17 protein-coding genes are annotated in these 18,245 nt (G+C 71.5%); 8 read left to right on the top strand and 9 right to left on the bottom strand.

Annotation, left to right across the window (positions count from 1 at the left end; all coding sequences use genetic code 11):
• Positions 1 to 204 precede the first annotated feature (204 nt).
• Positions 205 to 1,518, top strand: coding sequence for an NlpC/P60 family protein (locus tag BDK92_RS26030; protein ID WP_147457116.1), 1,314 nt, complete (start codon positions 205 to 207; stop codon positions 1,516 to 1,518).
• Positions 1,519 to 1,651: 133 nt separating this feature from the next.
• On the opposite strand, the gene BDK92_RS26025 is transcribed toward BDK92_RS26030, so the two are convergent.
• Positions 1,652 to 2,584, bottom strand: a complete 933-nt coding sequence (locus BDK92_RS26025) for a diacylglycerol/lipid kinase family protein (protein WP_246017247.1) — start codon at positions 2,582 to 2,584, stop codon at positions 1,652 to 1,654.
• Between the two features lie 161 nt (positions 2,585 to 2,745).
• Here BDK92_RS26025 and BDK92_RS26020 point away from each other — a divergent pair, with 161 nt between their 5' ends.
• The gene (locus tag BDK92_RS26020) at positions 2,746 to 3,462 is read left to right on the top strand and encodes a pentapeptide repeat-containing protein (protein WP_121159062.1); all 717 of its coding nucleotides are present in this window, start codon (positions 2,746 to 2,748) and stop codon (positions 3,460 to 3,462) included.
• 21 nt (positions 3,463 to 3,483) lie between these two features.
• Here BDK92_RS26020 and BDK92_RS26015 read toward each other — a convergent pair whose 3' ends face one another.
• Positions 3,484 to 3,906, bottom strand: a complete 423-nt coding sequence (locus tag BDK92_RS26015; protein ID WP_121162587.1) for a VOC family protein — start codon at positions 3,904 to 3,906, stop codon at positions 3,484 to 3,486.
• 179 nt (positions 3,907 to 4,085) lie between these two features.
• On the opposite strand from BDK92_RS26015, the gene BDK92_RS26010 reads away from it, so the two are divergent.
• Both BDK92_RS26010 and BDK92_RS26005 read left to right on the top strand, forming a co-directional pair.
• Positions 4,086 to 4,766, top strand: a complete 681-nt coding sequence (locus BDK92_RS26010; RefSeq protein ID WP_121159061.1) for a hypothetical protein — start codon at positions 4,086 to 4,088, stop codon at positions 4,764 to 4,766.
• A 35-nt stretch (positions 4,767 to 4,801) separates the two neighbouring features.
• Positions 4,802 to 6,025: an MFS transporter gene (locus BDK92_RS26005; protein ID WP_121159060.1), complete on the top strand. Its 1,224-nt coding sequence runs from the start codon at positions 4,802 to 4,804 to the stop codon at positions 6,023 to 6,025.
• A 69-nt stretch (positions 6,026 to 6,094) separates the two neighbouring features.
• On the opposite strand, the gene BDK92_RS26000 is transcribed toward BDK92_RS26005, so the two are convergent.
• The gene (locus tag BDK92_RS26000) at positions 6,095 to 7,033 is read right to left on the bottom strand and encodes an LLM class F420-dependent oxidoreductase (protein WP_121159059.1); all 939 of its coding nucleotides are present in this window, start codon (positions 7,031 to 7,033) and stop codon (positions 6,095 to 6,097) included.
• Between the two features lie 84 nt (positions 7,034 to 7,117).
• On the opposite strand from BDK92_RS26000, the gene BDK92_RS25995 reads away from it, so the two are divergent.
• The 4 genes from BDK92_RS25995 (at position 7,118) to BDK92_RS25980 (ending at position 12,917) form a co-directional block, all read left to right on the top strand.
• Positions 7,118 to 7,906, top strand: coding sequence for an SAM hydrolase/SAM-dependent halogenase family protein (locus tag BDK92_RS25995; RefSeq protein WP_121162586.1), 789 nt, complete (start codon positions 7,118 to 7,120; stop codon positions 7,904 to 7,906).
• 61 nt (positions 7,907 to 7,967) lie between these two features.
• Positions 7,968 to 8,216, top strand: a complete 249-nt coding sequence (locus tag BDK92_RS25990) for a CPCC family cysteine-rich protein (protein WP_246017246.1) — start codon at positions 7,968 to 7,970, stop codon at positions 8,214 to 8,216.
• A 27-nt stretch (positions 8,217 to 8,243) separates the two neighbouring features.
• Positions 8,244 to 9,047: a zinc finger domain-containing protein gene (locus BDK92_RS25985; RefSeq protein ID WP_121159058.1), complete on the top strand. Its 804-nt coding sequence runs from the start codon at positions 8,244 to 8,246 to the stop codon at positions 9,045 to 9,047.
• A 228-nt stretch (positions 9,048 to 9,275) separates the two neighbouring features.
• A complete protein-coding gene (locus tag BDK92_RS25980; protein ID WP_425462259.1) occupies positions 9,276 to 12,917 on the top strand; it encodes a fibronectin type III domain-containing protein in 3,642 nt (1,213 codons plus the stop codon).
• Positions 12,918 to 12,923: 6 nt separating this feature from the next.
• Here BDK92_RS25980 and pspM read toward each other — a convergent pair whose 3' ends face one another.
• The 6 genes from pspM to rimO all read right to left on the bottom strand — a co-directional run bounded on the left by pspM (position 12,924) and on the right by rimO (position 18,243).
• Positions 12,924 to 13,706, bottom strand: coding sequence for a phage shock envelope stress response protein PspM (gene pspM, locus BDK92_RS25975; RefSeq protein ID WP_121159057.1), 783 nt, complete (start codon positions 13,704 to 13,706; stop codon positions 12,924 to 12,926).
• 36 nt (positions 13,707 to 13,742) lie between these two features.
• Positions 13,743 to 14,603, bottom strand: coding sequence for a PspA/IM30 family protein (locus BDK92_RS25970; RefSeq protein WP_121159056.1), 861 nt, complete (start codon positions 14,601 to 14,603; stop codon positions 13,743 to 13,745).
• A gap of 241 nt (positions 14,604 to 14,844) precedes the next feature.
• Positions 14,845 to 15,318, bottom strand: coding sequence for a helix-turn-helix domain-containing protein (locus tag BDK92_RS25965; protein ID WP_121159055.1), 474 nt, complete (start codon positions 15,316 to 15,318; stop codon positions 14,845 to 14,847).
• A gap of 193 nt (positions 15,319 to 15,511) precedes the next feature.
• Complete coding sequence (locus BDK92_RS25960; protein ID WP_121159054.1) at positions 15,512 to 16,033, bottom strand: CinA family protein; 522 nt, start codon at positions 16,031 to 16,033, stop codon at positions 15,512 to 15,514.
• Positions 16,034 to 16,130: 97 nt separating this feature from the next.
• Entirely contained in the window at positions 16,131 to 16,724 is a 594-nt protein-coding gene (gene pgsA, locus BDK92_RS25955; protein ID WP_121159053.1) for a CDP-diacylglycerol--glycerol-3-phosphate 3-phosphatidyltransferase, read from the bottom strand.
• A gap of 4 nt (positions 16,725 to 16,728) precedes the next feature.
• A complete protein-coding gene (gene rimO, locus BDK92_RS25950) occupies positions 16,729 to 18,243 on the bottom strand; it encodes a 30S ribosomal protein S12 methylthiotransferase RimO (protein ID WP_121159052.1) in 1,515 nt (504 codons plus the stop codon).
• Positions 18,244 to 18,245: the final 2 nt, after the last annotated feature.

Raw genomic sequence — 18,245 nt, 5'->3', positions numbered from 1 at the left:
CGGGCTCGCGGCAGCCCGCCGGACGTCGACGATCCGGTCGACCCTTCGTGGACCGTCGACAGGACCGTCCAGGGCAGCGGGCGGCCGTGATGCGAACGACCGACAGACGCTGCAAGTTTTGTTGCAGACGGCCTGAAGGGCGTTTGGAGCGATCCCACAAACACTCTCGGTCAGGAACCGCTCCGACGAGAACGGAATCGCACAGTGCCCAAATCCCTGCTCCAGAGAATCGTCCCTCAGAGGATCATCGCAACGGCGACCAGCGTGCTCGCCGCGGCCACTCTCGGCCTGACTGTCGTGGCCGTCGACACGATCACGGCCGCACCCACGCCGGCCCAGGCCGCGTCATCGGTCGGCGGGCAGATCACCCGGGACGAGGTGCTCGCCCGGGCCCGCTGGTGGATCGACCGGTACGGCGCGATCTACAGCCAGAACCAAGCCGACCAGAAGCCGGATCAGGATGGACACCCGTACCGGCCGGACTGCTCCGGCTTCGTGTCGATGGCGTGGCACCTGCCGAAGAGTGGTGGCGGGGACCGCTCGACCCGGACCCTGGCTACCTTCGGCGACACCACGTGGCTGGACAGCCTGGGTGAGCTGCTGCCCGGTGACGCGATTCTCGGTGTGTCGTACGGCCACGTGGCCCTGTTCGAGAAGTGGGTGGACTCGTCGCGGACCCAGATGTGGGTCTACGAGGAGTACCAGCCCGGCCTGGAGGGACGCCGGGTGGTCAAGAGCCGCTCCTGGTACGAGTCGGAGGGGTTCCGGGGCCTGAAGTACAACAACGTCACCGACGGCGTACGCGGTAACGCCAACATCTACGGCGTACTCGCCGACGGCCGGCTGACGTTCACCGCCGTCGAGGCCGCCACCGGTGACCGTATCCGCGGTGCCTCGCGCTCCGAGACACCGTTGCCGTTCGCCCCGCGCGCCATGGCCACCCTCGACTACAACACCATCCTGTTCACCTCCACCGCCAACGAACTCTGGCGCGTCGACATCGGCACCAACGACGGCACCGTGACGTTCCGAACGCCGACCCGACTCGCCGACAGCGGCTGGAGCCACGACCTGCTCACCTACGACGGCAGTGGTCACCTCTACGGCATCGCCGACGGCGTGCTCCGCCGTTACACCGTCACCGCCACCAAACCGGAGATCACCGACATCACCGGCTACGTCACGATCGCCGACGGCTTCGGCCTCAAGACCCTTACCGCGGCCGGCCCAGACTGGCTGCTCGGCACCGTCGCGGACGGCCGGCTCCGTTCCTACCGAATCGACGGACCCGGGGACTGGACCGGAAGTGACCTCCGCGAATCCACCTGGCAGGCCTTCACCAACCTGGTCTCGCCGGGTGGCGGGGTCTACTTCGGGCACCAGCCCACGTCGATGAACCACTACATCGACCTCGACCCCTACGACTTCGACGGAGCCGACATCACCTCCACCGGCGTGATCGACCCGAGCGGGTGGACCCAGACGCTCATCTCGGCCCAGCCCGGCACCGTCTCCTGACCGTCGTCACCGATCGTGGGTCCGGGCCGATCGGCCCGGACCCACGAGTCCGTCGACAAGCCTGCCGCCCGCTACCGGCACCGTACGGATCGCCGCGATCGCCAAACGGCTCCGCGCGACTTCGACGCAGACCCTAGGAGGCCGCGCCGGACGCCCCGCCGGCATCAACGTCACCGTCTCCCGGAGCGTCCGGGCCCGGTACGCAGACCGTGATCGCGCCGGGCACCACCCGGGCCTTCAGCCGCCTACTGGTGCCGACCGCGCCGCCGTCCAGCTCGTACGTCGTCGGTTCGTCGAACCGGATGTCGACCCGGCGCGCCTGGACGGTCTCCACCAGCGGCGAGCGGTCGGTCCGGCCGACCGCCATCCGGCCGAGGGTACGGGCCCAGTCGAGCATCCCCTCCCCGGTCGCCACACCGACCTCCAGCCGACCGTTGTCCGGTCGCGCGTCGTCGAACGCCTCGATACCACCGGTGATGGTGCTGACGTTGCCGAGCAGCACGCAGCTCGCCGTACCCTTGAACCACTTCTCCCCGTCGACCCGGATCCGCACCGGCACCGCCTTGTCCCGTACGTGCCGCAGGCCGGTCCAGACGTAGGCGAGCTTGCCCATCTCGTCCTTGAGCTTCCGGTCGGCATCCGAGATCATTTCCGCGTCGAAACCGGCACCGGCCATCACCGCGAAGTGCTCGCCGTTGACCCGGCCGAGGTCGAGCCGGCGACGCTCGCCGTGCAGCGCGATCCGGACCGCCCGCTCGAGATCCTGCGGCACGCCGAGATTGGTGGCGAGCAGGTTGGCCGTACCGGCGGGAATGATGGCGATGGCCCCGTCCCACCCGGCGAGCGCGTCCACGCAGTGCTGGACCATGCCGTCCCCGCCCCAGACGAGCACCAGCTCCGCGCCCTCGCGTACCGCCTTGCGCACCTTCTTCGGTGCCTTTCGGCTCTTCGGCACCTCGTACCAGAGCAGGTCGCCGACGCCGGAGTCGGTGAGGCGCCGACGCAGCTCGCCGAGCCCGCCGTCGAGCGTCTTCTTCTTGTGTGCGATCACCGCGACCCTGGTCACCGCCGCACCACCGGCCGGGCGGGCAGGGACACGTCGCGGCCCGACCGGACCGGCACACCACCAACGGAGTACGTCATGCGTCGGGTCTTACCCGGTCGACGGCGGGCCGTACCCTCCCCGCCGACGTGGGTGTACCGGCCCGGCTGGGTTAGCGTGCGCGGATGCCCACACAGTCGGTACGCCGCGGCAACGGCCCGTCCCGGAACCGGGCTCCGGTGGAGCCGAGACGCCCGGCGTCGCTCGAAGCGGCCACCGTCGCCGACCACGACCTCGACCACGAGGCGTCCTTCCGCCGGTTGGATTTCCTGGACCTGGACCTCTCCGACCGGTCGGCGGACGCGGTGGAGTTCGAGCAGTGCCGGTTCAGGGGCACCAACCTGAGCGGGACCCGGCTCGACGCGGCGAGGTTCGCCGACTGCCTGGTGGAGAGTTCGAACCTGGCGAACCTGCGGGTGGAGCGGTCGGCCCTGCTACGGGTAGGAATCGCGACCGCGCGGATGACGGGCGTGCACTGGATCAACGGCTCGCTGCGGGACGTGATGTTCTCCCAGTGCCGGCTGGACCTCTCGTCGTTCCGGTTCACCGACTTCCACGCGGTGACGTTCGAGGGGTGCAACCTGGCCCGCGCGGACTTCCAGAACGCGGACCTGAGCGGCGTACGGTTCACCGACTGCGACCTGACCGGTGCGCAGTTCAGCCAGGCCAAGCTGACCGGCACCCGGTTCGCGAACTGCTCGCTGGCCGGGATCGGCGGGGTGACCAGCCTGGCCGGCGCGATCGTCGCGCGGCAGGACCTGATCGCGTTGTCGTACACCCTTGCGGGAGCGCTCGGCATCCGGATCGAGGACGAGGACGGGGAACCGGCCGACCGGCGCTGAACCGCACCCGCACCGGACGGCTCAGCTCACACAGAGTTCGTTGCCCTCCGGGTCGAGCAGGGTGGTGGTGGTCGGCCCACGGTCGGACGTGGTCCAGGCGACCGTGGCGCCGAGGGCGACCAGGCGCTCCACCTCGGCCGGCGCCTCCGCCGCACCGACCTGCAGGTCGAGGTGGACCCGGTTCTTGGCGGTCTTCGGCTCGGGCACCCGTTGGAAGAAGAGGCGGGGGCCGACGCCGTCGACGTCGACGCAGGTAGCCACGTCCCGGAACGCCCGCCGGCCGTCGATCTCGATCACCTCGGTCTCCTTCAGCAGGCCACCGGCGAGCAGTTGCGCGACCAGTGCGCTGTGGTCCTCCTGCTGGTACCGCAGCGCCTCGGCCCAGAACCGGGCCAGCGTGTGCGGGTCGGCCGCGTCGAAGGCCACCTGGATACGCGTACTCATGAGCACCTCCATCGGTGTAACCGGTTCAAGTGGTGTCACGAGGACCATAGCAGCGCCACACCCGACCGGTCGTCCTCTCCGACAGCGGCGGCGCGCCGATCCGACCCGGCACGGCGGGCATGTCACCGATGTCCACGGGACACTGGTGAGGACATCGACGCGTGAAGGAGTGAACCAGGATGACCAGACACCGGTACGCCATCCACAGTGTCGGGCTGGCCGGCGCGACCACCGTCATGTCGATCCTGCTCAGCGGATGCGGCGCCGGCACACCCAGCAGCCGGCCGACACCGACGCCCGTCCCCACCACCCCGGCGGTCGGCAACGTGGGCGGCATCGACGGCGAGCCGACGGCGAGCAGTGCTCCACCGGGGGGCCTGCCCGGCGCCGACCGGCAGGTCATGGTGGTGGGTGTGGCACCCGGCGAGGAACCGCCGGCGCTGAGCGTCTCCGCCGACGACACCATCGGGGCCTACCCGGCCAGCGCCGACACCGGCGACTGGGAGTTCTTCGTGCTCGTCCCGGTGGACACCGCGAAGACCCGCCACCACCTGCGTACGGCGGTGTCGGCCGACGGCGGCGAACCGCTCTGTGTCGCCACCGACCGCCGCGACGCCCGACTGGTGGTGGCCCCCTGTGACGCCGGCAACCCGGCCCAGGACGTCCGGACCACGTTCGCCGGAACCGACCCCCAGGGACGGCCTACATTCGGGCTCACCGTGGACGGGCGCGCCATCTCGGTCAGCACCGAACCCGGCCGGGCCCCCGGCTTCGCCCTGACCCCACCGGGCACGCCGACCACCGGAACCGCGTTCGTCTTCGTCGACGCCGGCCCGGCACCTGCCCCGGTCGGCGACTGAGCGCCGCCGGGCGCGGATCTGGCAGGATCAGCCGGGTGCCGATCACCGCCTCCCGTGCCCTGGTACGCCAGACCGAGCGCTGGTTCGTACGCCACGGCGTGCCGCAGATGATCGCCGGCTACGACTTCGACCGGCACGTCCTCCCCCGGATGCTGCCCTTCCTCGCCCTGGTCGTGGTGGCCGACCTCGGTTGGGTGATCCTCTGGGCGCTCGACGGGACCATCGCCTGGGTCCTCCTCTCGGTCCTGGTCGCGGCGGGGCTGGCCGGCTGGTCCGCGCTGACCCGGTTCGGCCGCCGACTGCCCCACTTCTCCCGCCCCGCCATGATCACGGTCCTGGTGGCGTACGCGGTCGTACCGATCGCCGTACCGCCGCTCGCGCTCTGGCTGCACGACGGCCGGGCCAGCATCACCATCACCTCGGTGACCGCGTTCGCCCTGCTGCTGGTCGCCTCCTGGCTGGCCACCAGCTACGGCGTGGTGCCACTGCTGCGCCGGGCCATCCGGCACGCGGTCGAGGACATGCGCAACAGCGTCCGGTTGCAGGGAAGAGCGCTGCCGCTGCTGCTCTTCGTGACCCTGTTCTTCTTCTTCACCGGCGAACTCTGGCAGGCGATGAACCGGCTGCCCTGGTACCGGCTGGGGCTGGTGCTCACGCTCTTCACCGCGGTGACCGTACTGGCCGCCGCCGGGCGGCTGCGCGACGAGATCGGCCGGGTGGAACAGGACCTGAGCCGGGAACGGCTCTCCTCCTCCTGCCAGCGAACGCCGCTGGCGAGCCTGCCGATCGAGGAGGTCGCCCCGGACGGGCCACTGCGACCGGTGCCGCTGCACGGTCGCCAGGTCGGCAACCTGCTGCTCATGCTCGCCACCCGGCAACTGGTGCAGGCGCTGGTCGTCGGGGTCGGACTCTTCGCCTTCTTCCTCCTGCTCGGCCTGATCGTGGTGCAGCCGGAGACCGCCGAGCAGTGGATCGGCGAGCCACCGGCCATGCTCGCCGAGGGACTCCCGGTGCCGCTCGCCCTGCTACGCAACGCCGCCCTGCTCGCCGGCTTCGGCAGCATGTACTTCGCGGTCACCTCGATGAGCGATGTGGAGCACCGGCGGCAGTTCTTCGCCCCGATCCTGGACGAGGTCGAGCGGACACTCGCCGTACGGGCGGTCTATCTCGCCGTACGCGAGATCGTGCTGCCGGGCCGGACCGTTGCGCAGGTCCCGCTCGCCCCCGACGAGGCCGTCCGTACGCCGGCCGACCACTGACATCCGGGTCACCAACTCCTGGAGCCGTGACCGACCCGGATTTGGTGACCCGGATGTGGGCGCGTGGCCTCAGAGCTGCGGGGCCACCTCGGCCGCGATCAGGTCCAGTTGGTCCAGGTCGCTGAGGTCGAGGAACTGGAGGAAGAAGCGGGAGGCGCCGCCCTTGGCGTACTCCTGCAGTTGCTCCACCACCTCGCCGGGGGTGCCGACCACGCCGGGACCGGCGCGCAGCTCGTCCAGGTTCCGGCCGATCGCGTCGGCCCGGCGGCGCACCTCGGCGTCGTTGCGCCCGCAGACCACGGTGACCGCCGCGGAGAGCGTCAGCGGGGCCCGCCCGGCGGCGTCCCGACCGATCCGCTCACACGCCTCGACCACCGCCGCGAAGTGCTTCGCCGCCACCTCGGCCGACGCGAACGGCACGTTGTACTCGTCCGCGAAACGGGCGGCGAGCATCGGGGTCCGCTTCCGGCCGGTGCCGCCGACGATGATCGGCGGACCCGGGTGCTGCACCGGCTTCGGCAGCGCGGGCGAGTCGTAGATGTCGTAGTAGCCGCCCCGATAGGTGAAGGTCTCCCCCACCGGTGTCCCCCAGAGGCCGGTGATCACCTCGAGCTGTTCGGTGAGCCGGTCGAACCGCTCGCCGAGCGGCGGGAACGGGATGCCGTACGCGCGGTGCTCGGCCTCGAACCAGCCGCTGCCCAGGCCCAGTTCGACCCGGCCGCCGCTCATCTCGTCCACCTGGGCGACCGAGATCGCCAACGGGCCGGGCAGCCGGAAGGTGGCCGAGGTGACCAGGGTGCCGAGCCGGATCCGTTCGGTCTGCACGGCGAGCCCGGCCAGGGTCAGCCAGGCGTCGGTCGGGCCGGGCAACCCGTCCCCGTTCATCACCAGGTAGTGATCGGACCGGAAGAAGCCGTCGTAGCCACAGTCGGACGTGTGCCGCGCCACCCGGAGCAGGTCCTGGTACGACGCGCCCTCCTGCGGCTCGGTGAAGATGACCAATCGCATCCGCCCAGCTTGCCAGCCCCGTCCCGGGACCGGTGCGCGGACCGCCGGGTCGGATCGGGTGCCGGCACGGCTAACGTGCTGGTCATGCCCGGCTATGAATGGATCAGCCTGACCACGGACTACGGACTCGCGGACGGCTTCGTGGCCGCCTGCCACGGGGCGATCGCCCGGCTCGCGCCCGCCGTGAGGGTGCTCGACGTGACCCACCTGGTGCCGCCGGGGGACATCCGCCGGGGCGCCGCGGTGCTGGCCCAGACGGTCGGGGCGCTGCCGGCGGCGGTGCACGTGGCGGTGGTCGACCCGGGCGTGGGGACCAGCCGACGCGGGGTCGCTCTGCGCTGTCCCGACGGGTTGCTGGTCGGTCCGGACAACGGGCTCCTGCCCTGGGCGGCGCAGGCACTCGGCGGCATCGAGGGCGCCGTGGAGTTGACCAATCCGCGGTGGCTGGCTCCCCGGGTCTCCGCCACCTTCCACGGCCGGGACGTCTTCGCCCCGGTCGCCGCCCGGCTGGCGCTCGGTGCCGACCCCGACGAGGCCGGGCCGGCGGTCGACCCGGCCGAGCTGGTACGGCTGCCCGAACCGGTGGTCGCCGCCGGGCCGGGCTGGCTCACCGCCGAGGTCCTCTCGATCGACCACTTCGGCAACGTGCAGCTCGCCGCGCCGGCCGCCGCGCTCACCGCGCTCGGGCCGCGCCTGCGGGTGCAGGGCCTTCCCGCCCATCAGGCAGTGACCTTCGGTGATGTTCCGGTCGGGGCTCTGGTGGTTTTCGGGGACTCCGCTGGTCAGGCCGCCGTGGCGGTGAACGGCGGTCGGGCCGATGCCACGCTTTCGCTGGTTAAGGGGCAGGTGCTGAGGATTACGGACGCTAGCTGATCTATTTCCGCATCGCGGACACAAAGCTGCGACAGGTGGGCCACTGTGGAATGCTTGTCCGGTGGGGAAGCATTCAATCGACGTAAAAGCATGTCCATGCTGTGGCTTTTTCACCGGAGAAGGTGGGACCTGTCCGGTCTGCTTCTGGACGAACGACGGCCAGCACGAGGCCGATGACGCGGTGGTGCCGGACGGGCCCAACGGTGATCTGAGCCTTTCCCACGCCAGGCTGAACTTCGCCATCTACGGCGCCAGCCACCCCCGCTACCAGGACATGGTGCGTGCTCCCCGGCCGGAAGAGCAGCCCTGACCAGGCATTGAGGGGCAGGATGCAGGAGTGCCCGAAGGCGACACCGTCTGGAACACCGCCCGCGCGCTGCACCGCGCGCTGGCCGGCGGCCGGCTCACCGCCACCGACTTCCGGGTGCCGCAGCTCGCCGGCACCGACCTGGTCGGCTGGACCGTCCGGGAGGCGGTCAGCCGGGGCAAGCACATCCTGCTCCGCCTCGCCGACCCCACCGACGCGCAGCGGCTCACCCTGCACTCGCACCTGCGGATGGACGGCGCCTGGCGGGTCTACCCGCCGGGCGCGCGCTGGGCCGCCCGCCCGGCGCACCTGATCCGGCTGGTGCTGCGTACGGCCGACGCGATCGCCGTCGGATACCACCTGCACGAGGTCGCCCTGCTCCCCACCGCCCGGGAGGACGAACTGGTCGGGCGACTCGGCCCCGACCTGCTCGGCCCGGACTGGGACCCGACCGAGGCGGTACGTCGCCTCGCCGCCCACCCCGACACGAGCATCGCCGAGGCGCTGCTCGATCAGTCGAACCTCGCCGGGGTGGGCAACCTCTACAAGTCGGAGGTGCTCTACCTGCGCGGCGTACACCCGTGGACGCCGGTGAACGCCGTACCGGACCTGCCCTCGGTGGTGGCCCTGGCCCAGCGGCTGCTCGCCGCGAACCGTGGCCGTTGGACCCAGAGCACCACCGGGTCGGTGCACCGCGGACAAACCACCTACGTCTACGGTCGCCGTGGGCAGCCCTGCCGCCGCTGCGGCATGCTGGTAGAGAAGGCCGAGCAGGGCGAACGGGTCACCTACTGGTGCCCCCGTTGCCAGCCCGCCCCGGACCGGAACCGCTGAACCACGTTTTCCCCGGCACACCCCGTCCGGAGCGCCTGCCCGGGCCGCACGGCACACCGTCCGGACCACCGGTCCGGACGGTACGACCCCGAACGAACCTGACGCTGAGCTGGCCGTATCCAACCATCGCTTAGTGAGGTTAGTTGCTTACGGATCGTCAGCGATGACCATCTGATCGGCTCGACCGGACCCTGCGACCCCGGCCGGGCAGGCATCCGGGGAGGGAGCATGGTCATGTTCAAGAGACTCGCGGCGCACCGTCTGGCCCGCCGGGCGAAACAGGCCGAGAACACCCCGCTCGACACGCCGGACCAGGCCACCGAGGAGACCCGGCCGGGCATCCCACAACAGACACCGGCACCGGCGACGGCGACGGCGACGCTGCCGGCACCGCTGCCCACCCCGGACTACTTCGGCTTCGTCCCCAACTACGCGAACAGCCCCCTGCCCCGGCTCGATCCCGCCGGACACGTCATACCCGGCACCGGGATACGGAAATTCGTCGACTCGCTGCCCGGTGTCGGCGCCGCCCACGCCAACGACCTCGGCAGCTTCCTGCCGGTCGCGACACCGGACACCGTGAGCTACCCCGGCTGCGACTACTACGAGATCGGACTGGAGCAGTTCTCCCAGCAACTGCACCGGGACCTCGGCCCCACCCGGCTACGCGGCTACCGTCAGCTCAACAACGGCACCGACGCGTTCGGCCGCAACACCATCCACCCGCCCAGCCGGCCGTACCACCTGGGACCGGTGATCGTCGCGCAGCGGGACCGGCCGGTCCGGGTCAAGTTCGTCAACCGGCTCCCGACCGGAGCGGCGGGACTGCTGCCACTGCCGGTGGACCCGACCGTACGCGGCGCCGGAACCGGCCCGCTCGGCGGCACCGAACCGTACCCGCAGAACCGGGCGGCCCTGCACCTGCACGGCGCGTCCACCCCGTGGACCAGCAACGGTGGACCTGACCAGTGGCTGACCCCGGCCGGCGAGACGACCTCGTACCCGACCGGCACCAGCCTGGCGTACGTGCCGGACATGGCCGAACCGGGGCCGGGGGCGGTGACGCTGTACTACCCGAACCAGGCCGCCGGACGGATGCTCTGGTACCACGACCACACCCTCGGCATCGCCCGGTTGACCGTCTACTCCGGTCAGCTCGGCCTCTACCTGCTCCGGGACGAGGTGGAGCGGCAACTGGTCGACGAGGGGATCATCCCCGCGGCCGAGATCCCCCTGGTGATCCAGGACAAGACCTTCGTACCGGGCAGCGCCCAACTGGAGGCGGAGGACCCCACCTGGGACCGGGAGCACTGGGGCGGGCGTGGCAGCCTCTGGTACCCGCACGTCTACATGCCGAACCAGAACCCGTACAACGAGTCCGGCACCAACCCGATGGGGCGCTGGGACTACGGGCCGTGGTTCTGGCCGCCGTACACCGGCACCGTCCACGGCCCGGTGCCGAACCCGCACTACGCCCCGGAGACCTCGCCGTGGCAGCCCCCGGTGATGCCCGGTACGCCGAACCCGTCGGTGGTGCCGGAGGCGTTCCTGGACACCCCGCTGGTCAACGGCTGCGCCTACCCGTACGTGCGGGTGAAGCCGAAGGCGTACCGGTTCCGGATCCTGAACGCCTGCAACGACCGCAGCCTCAACCTCCAGCTCTACCACGCGGCCTCGGACGGCCCGATGTGGCACGCCGACGGCAGTCTCGGCGACGCCGGCTCCGGTGAGGTGCCGATGGTCGAGGCGATCCCGAACCCGGACCACCCGCCGACCTGGCCCACGGACGGGCGGCCCGGCGGTGTGCCGGATCCGAAACGGGTCGGCCCCGAGTGGATCCAGATCGGCACCGAGGGTGGACTGCTGCCCGAGGTGGCGGTGGTGCCGAACCAGCCGATCAACTACGTCTACAACCGGCGGGACATCGCCGCGCTCAACGTCTCCGCGCACGCGCTGCTGCTCGGCCCGGGCGAGCGGGCCGACGTGATCGTCGACTTCTCCGCCGTACCGTCCGGTTCGAAAATCATCCTCTACAACGACTGCCCTGCGCCGATGCCGGCCTTCGACAGCCGGTACGACTACTACACCGGCGCCCCGGACCGGACCTCGGCCGGCGGCGCCCCGAGCACCCAGCCCGGCTACGGACCGAACACCCGAACCCTGCTCCAGTTCCAGGTCGACGGTGTCCCGGAGCCGCCCTACGACCTGGACGCCCTGCGGGCACGCCTGCCCCGGGCGTACGGCGACAGCCAGCCGCCGCCGATCGTGCCGCAGCCGGCGTACGACAACGCGTTCGGCACCCGTACGGCGAAGAACACGTACGTGCCGATCCACAGCAACACCATCACGTTCACCCCTGCGGGCCGAACCGGTCCGGTCACGCTCCCGCTGCGCGCCAAGGCGATCCAGGAACTTTTCGAGCCCGAGTACGGCCGGATGAACGCCACCCTCGGTGTGGAACTGCCGAAGGTCAGCTCGTTGGTCCAGACCACCACACCGCTGGCGTACGTCGACCCGCCGACCGAGATCCTGGCCCCGGCCGATCCGTCGATCCCGATCGGCGCCCCGGGTGACGGGACCCAGATCTGGAAGGTCACCCACAACGGCGCCAGCACCCACGCCATCCACTTCCACCACCTGGTGGTGCAGGTGATCAACCGGGTCGGCTGGGACGGCGCGATCCGGCCGCCGGACCCGAACGAGCTGGGCTGGAAGGAGACGATCCGGATGAACCCGCTGGAGGACACCATCCTGGCCCTCCGGCCGGTTCTGCCGGACCCGCTGCCGTTCAAGGTCGGCGACAGCGTACGGCTGCTCGACCCCACCCGCCCGGCCGGTACGACCACCGGTCTCACCCAGGTCAACCCGCGTACCGGGGAGCCCGCGGTGGTGACCAACCAGATCGTCAACTTCGGTTGGGAGTACGCCTGGCAGGGTCACCTGGTCGGCCACGAGGGCAGCGAACTGAGCCGTCCGCTGGTGCTGCGGGTCTCCCCGGCCCAGCCGACCGGGCTCACCGCGACGGCCGCACCCGGGTCGCCGACCGTACCGCCGGCGATCACGCTCGCCTGGACCAACAACGCGACCCGCCCGGTGGCCACGAACCACCTCGTCGAGCGGGCCACCAACGCCGGCTTCACCAGCGGCGTCACCACGTTCGCCCTGCCCGCCGGGGTCAGCACCAGCAGCGACTCCACCGTCACGCCGGGGACGACGTACTACTACCGGGTCCGTACGGAGACGGCGGTCGCCTACTCCGGCTGGTCGAACACCGCCTCGGCGGTGGTACGCCTGATCGCCCCGAGCGGCCTGACCGCCTCGGTCGCCCCGTCCGCCCCGGTCCGGGTCGACCTGGCCTGGCGGAACCGGTCGTTCGCCACCGACGTGGAGATCCAACGTGCGGTGAACCCGACCTTCACCAGCGGCCTGGTCACCGCCTCCGGGCCGGTGACCAGCGCGTACACCGACGGCACGGTGACACCGAACACCACCTACTACCACCGGGTCCGGACCAGTTACCTGGGTGCTCCGTCACCCTGGTCGACGGTGTCGGTGGTGACCGTGCCGACCACGCCGGCGGTGCCGCACAGCCTGACCGCGACCGCCAGCATGTCGGCGCCGGACTCGGTCAGCGTGAAGGTGAGCTGGTTCGAGAGCGCCGGCAGCGTGGTCAGCGGCTTCACCCTGCAACGGGCCACCGATCCGTCTTTCAGCACCGGCCTGACCAGCTTCACCATCGCCGGTACGGCCCGTTCGTTCACGAACACCGGGCTGGCCCCCGAGACCGTCTACCACTGGCGGATCCAGGCCTTCAACGCGATCGGCGCCTCCGCCTTCACCACACCGGTGGTGGTTCCACCGCCGGACTGACGCCGCTCAGTACGGCGCGCGGCTCGGGTCGCCCATGTCCCGTAGCTGGGCGAGACCGGCGGCGATACCGCGCAGCAGGTCGGTCGCCTCGGTGAGCCGGGTGGCGGCCGGATGCTCGCCGGCCGACCGGAAGTCCTCGGCCAGGTAACCGGCGGCCGCCACGACCAGTGCCTCGTACGCGCCGACGCCCCGGTCGAGCTGCTGGAGCAGGTTGCGGTGCGCCGCCTCGAGTCCCGGGCGGGACTCCTCGGGTGCGAACCGGGTGGTCTTCTCCAGGCTCGCCACCCGGTGCGCGAGGTCGAGCAGCGACTGCTCGGCGGCGGCCGCCTCGACCACCGCCGGCTCGGCCGGCGCCGGTAGCCGTCCGGCGAGCCCGGTCATCGCCGACGAGGCCCGGTTCAGCCGCTCCCAGGGGGCCGCCGCCGCCGAACCGCGCAGCGCGATCCGGGTCCTCTGCCGGCGTACCTCGGCCACTGCCCCGCGTCCGGCGGGGAGCCGTTCCACGGCCGCGACCAGCCGGGCGCGGGCCTGCTCGGCCGCGAGCGCCGGATCGGGCGGTGCCGGTGCCGGTTGGGCCCTCAGCGTCCGCAGGTCGGACCAGCGCCAGAGGGCCAGCGCCGCGGCGGCGCCGCTACCGGCGACCCAGGCCGCGTCCGGCAGACCCAACCCCTCGTACGGGGTGAGGATGACCGCGGCGCCGCCCAGTCCGCTGGCGAAGACGCTCCATGAACGGGCGGAGCGGCGCAGCTTGCGCAGCCGCCGGAAGTAACGCGCTCGCTGGTCGGCCATCCGCTGCCCTTTCCGTGTCTGGCCCCGGGACAGGTGTCAGCTGGCGGTGCTCTGGTCCCCGGCGGACTTCTCCCGGGCCAGGCTCGCCCGGATCTCGTCGAGCCGGGCCACCCCGGCGTCGTCCGCCGTCCGGGTGTTCTGGTCGAGCGCGGGCTGCGGCTTGCCGCCGAGCTGCTCCCCGGCCATGCTGGCCCGGATCTGCTCCAACCGGGCCGAGCCGGCCATGTCGAGGCTGCTCTTCTGCACCTCCAGCATCCGGCCCTCGACCGAGTTACCGGCGAGTTCGGCGCGGCCCATGGCGTTCGCGTACCGGCGCTCGATCTTTTCCCGGACCTCGTCCAGCGAGGGGGTCGCGCCCGGCGCGGTGAGGTTCGTCATCGACTCGATCGACTTGGCGACGCTCTCCTGCATCTTGGCCTGCTCGAGCTGGCTGAGCAGCTTGGTCCGCTCGGCCAGCTTCTGCTGAAGGATCATGCTGTTGTTCTCGACCGCCCGACGGGCCTGGCCGGCAGCGCCCAACGCCTGGTCGTGCAGGGTCTTCAGGTCCTCGGTCGCCTGCTCGGCGGAGACCAGTTGAGCGGCGAGGGTCTGCGCGGTCTGCTCGTACTTCACCGCTTCCGGCTCGTCACCGGCGGCCCGGGAGCGGTCGGCGAGGACCAGCGCCTGACGCGCCATCCCCTGCAACCGCTCGACCTCGGACATCTGCCGGGAGAGCCGCATCTCAAGCTGGTGCTGGTTGCCGATGACCGCCGCGGCCTGCTGGACCAGCGCCTGGTGCTGACGCTGGGCCTCCTCGATGGCCTGCTGGATCTGCACCTTCGGGTCGGCGTGCTCATCGATCTTGGCGCCGAACAGCGCCATCAGGTAGCGCCATCCCTTGACGAACGGGCTCGCCATCTTCGCGTTATCCCCTCGGTGTCATCGGCTACGGTCGGCGGCCGGGCCGCCGACCGGTCTGCACCGGCCGACCACGCGGCACGATCCCCATCGTCCCAGTCCGGCGCCACACCGGCAGACAACCGCTGGGACACCGGCCGGAGACACCGCTGGAACTGCAACGGTACGCCGAGGAAAGCGCACCGAACATCACACGGCCGCACGGCTTACCAGGTGCGGAGCGGAGGGTGCCGAGTGGCGCTCAGGCGGCGCGGACAACCTCGCGACCCCGGTCGGTGTTGGACCGGACCCGGCGGGTGGTCCGCAGGGTGGCCTTGAGTGGCGAGTCCTGCCGGACCGAGACCGACACGTTGCCGTCGGTCGCCACCTGCCGAACGCCGGACTCGGTCACCGTGCGCACTGCCGAATCGGTCAGCACGGTACGGGCCGGTACGTCGACGGTCGACCGTTCCTGGACCGGAGCGAGCACCCCGGAGACCTGCTCGCCGAGCGCGACGGTGTCGCTGACCTCGCGGAGCAGTTCGGAGAGGCGGGCACCGAGGGCGTCACAGATCGCGGCGAGCAGCTCGCTCGACGCCTCCTTCTGGCCCCGCTCGATCTCGGAGAGATATCCGAGGCTCACGTTGGCCGCAGAGGAGACCTCGCGCAGAGTGCGGTGTTGTCCCTGCCGGCGAGCACGCAGTGCGTCACCGATCACCCGGCGTAGCAGGACCATCGCACCTCCCCCTGACGTGGGACCGTACCTCCGGCGGCAGTCAGCGTGTTGCCGCGTGGAGCGACTCCGACCCCCGACCCCGACCGCTGCCGGAGCCTTCCCGCAACCGTACCCGTTGCCGGCCCGTGCGACATCCCACCCCGCCGGTCCGGATTCCGGACGACCGGCCCAATCGCGCCGGCGGTGACCCCGATCACCCGCGTACCGCCGGTGGTTGTACGCCCTGCAACTCCTCCGCGAGGAGCCGCAACGCCCCGGTCACCGCGTTGCTCCGGATCTGGGTACGGCTACCGTCGAGCCGCAGTTCGCGTACCCGCCCGCCCACCGGTCCGGCGAGCGCGACGTAGACGAGCCCCACCGGCCGACCGTTCTGCGGCTCCGGTCCGGCCACTCCGGTGGTGGCCAGGCACCAGTCGGCCATGCAGCGCCGACGGCCCCCCTCGGCCAGTGCCAACGCCACGTCCGGGTCCACCGGTCCCCGCTCGTCGAGCAGGTCGCCCGGTACGCCCGCCAGCGACGCTTTGAGGTCGGTGGCGTAGACCACCAGGCCGCCCCGGAACACGCCGCTCACCCCGGCGATGTCGACGATCGTGGCCGCCAGCAGGCCACCGGTGAGCGACTCCACCACGGCCAGGGTCTGGCCCCGCTCGGCCAGCGGGTGCACCACCGCCGCCGCCTCGGTGGCCGCGACCCGTGCCTCGACACCGTCCGTCATCCCGCCTCCTCGCTCACTGCCTCGCCCAACCTCCGCCGGCCGGCTCCGGTGACGGCATCCGTCCCCTCGCCGGGACCCGACCGGGCCCCGCCGACGATCAGCCGGTCCGGCGCCGCAGGCGCAGCGCCCGTACCACGTAGTCGAGCCCGGTGATCACTGTCACCACCAGCGCTATACCCATGATCCACGGACCGACCCAGGTCACCCCGGACGGCACCGGCCAGAGGTACCAGACGATGGCGAGGATCTGCAGCGCGGTCTTGGCCTTGCCGCCCCGGCTGGCCGCGATCACCCCGAACCGGATCACCCAGAACCGGATCAGCGTGACGCCGAACTCCCGGGCCAGGATGAGCAGCGTCACCCACCAGGGCAGCAGGTCGTACCAGGAGAGCAGGACCAGGGCGGCACCGGTCAACGCCTTGTCGGCGATCGGGTCGGCCACCTTACCGACCGCCGTGACCAGCTTGAACCGGCGGGCGATCCACCCGTCGAGCAGGTCCGTCGCCGAGGCGAAGGCGAAGGTGAGGGTGGCGGCGATCCGCCAGGCCGGGTGCGTCATCGCCGAGGCGATCACCAGCGCCACGAAGACCGGCACCAGGGCCAGCCTCAGGGCGGTGAGCGCGTTGGCGGCGTTGACGACGGGCACCGGCTTCGCGATGGCGGCCGGGGCAGGCTCCGACGCCTCGGTCACGCGGTCACCTCGCGCCGTTCGGCGGACCGGCCGCCGCCGAGATCAGTTCGACCGGTACGGCGAGCAGGTCCACCCCCTCGGTGCCGGTGACGGTGGCGCGGACCAGGTCGCCGGGGCGCAGGGCGGCCAGGTCGACGTCGCCGTGCTCCGGTGCCACCAGGGTGGTCGAACCGTCCACCTCGGGCGCCTGGTGTTCGGCGCGCCCCTCCACCAGGCCACCGTCGATCGAGTCGACCAGCACCTCCACGGTCGAGCCGAGACGTTCCTCGGCCCGCTGGGAGCAGAGTTCGTCGGCGAGCGCGCTCAGCCGGTCGTACCGGCGCTTGATCGTGGCGGCGGAGACCTTGCCGGACAGGCCGGCGGCCTCGGTGCCGTCCTCGTCGCTGTAGTCGAACATGCCGATCGCGTCGAGCCGGGCCTCGGAGAAGAAGCGGACCAGCTCGTCCACGTCGCCCCGGGTCTCACCGGGGAAGCCCACGATGAAGTTGCTCCGGGCGCCGGCCGCCGGGGCCAGGTCCCGGGCCGAGCCGAGCAGCTCCAGGAATCGGGCGGTGGATCCGAAACGCCGCATCCGGCGCAGCACCGGCTCGCTGGAGTGCTGGAACGAGAGGTCGAAGTAGGCGGCGACACCGGGGGTGGTGGCGATCGTCTCGACCAGGCCGGGTCGGGTCTCCGCCGGCTGGAGGTAGCTCGCGCGTACCCGGACGATCCCGGTGACCGCGGCGAGCTGCGGCAGCAGCTTCTCCAGCAGCCGGGGATCGCCGAGATCCTTGCCGTACGAGGTGGAGTTCTCGCTGACCAGCACCAGCTCGCGTACGCCCGTGCGGGCCAGCCACTCCGCCTCGGCCAGCAGCTCTTCCGGCGGACGGGAGACGAACGCGCCCCGGAATGCCGGGATCGCGCAGAACGCGCAGCGGCGGTCGCAGCCGCTGGCGAGCTTCAGCGAGGCGACCGGGCCGCTGGCGAGCCGGTGGCGCAGCACCGGACGCAGGTGCGCGGGGGTGTGCTCGTCGGCGACCAGGTCACCACCGGCCGGGCGGGTCTGTGCGTGGCCGGGGACCGAGACGCCGCTGCCGTGCCGGGCGACCGGGGTCAGCGGCAGCAGTTCACGTCGGTCCCTGGGGGTGTGCGCGGTGACCTGCTCACCGGCGAGCACCGCGTTGAGCCGGGCGGAGATGTCCGGGTAGTCGTCGAAGCTGAGCACCGCGCCCGCCTCCGGCAGGCTGTCGGCGAGTTCGCGGCCGTACCGCTCGGCCATGCAGCCGGCGGCGACCACCTTCGCACCGGTGTCGGCGGCGGCGAGCAGGGTCTCGATCGAGTCCTGCTTCGCCTTCTCCACGAAGCCGCAGGTGTTGACGAGCACCACGTCGGCGCCTTCGCCGTCCGTGGTCACCTGCCAACCGTCGGCGTTCAGCCGGGCCGCCAACTCCTCCGAGTCGACCTCGTTACGGGCACAGCCGAGAGTGAGCAACGCGACCCGACGGCCGGCGGTCGAGGAAGGGGAAGTAGCAGACACCATCC

The sequence above is a fragment of the Micromonospora pisi genome (assembly GCF_003633685.1).
GTDB classification, from domain to species: Bacteria; Actinomycetota; Actinomycetes; order Mycobacteriales; family Micromonosporaceae; genus Micromonospora_G; species Micromonospora_G pisi.
Note: the sequence above shows the minus strand (reverse complement) of the source record. Positions and strands in the feature narration are given on the sequence as shown.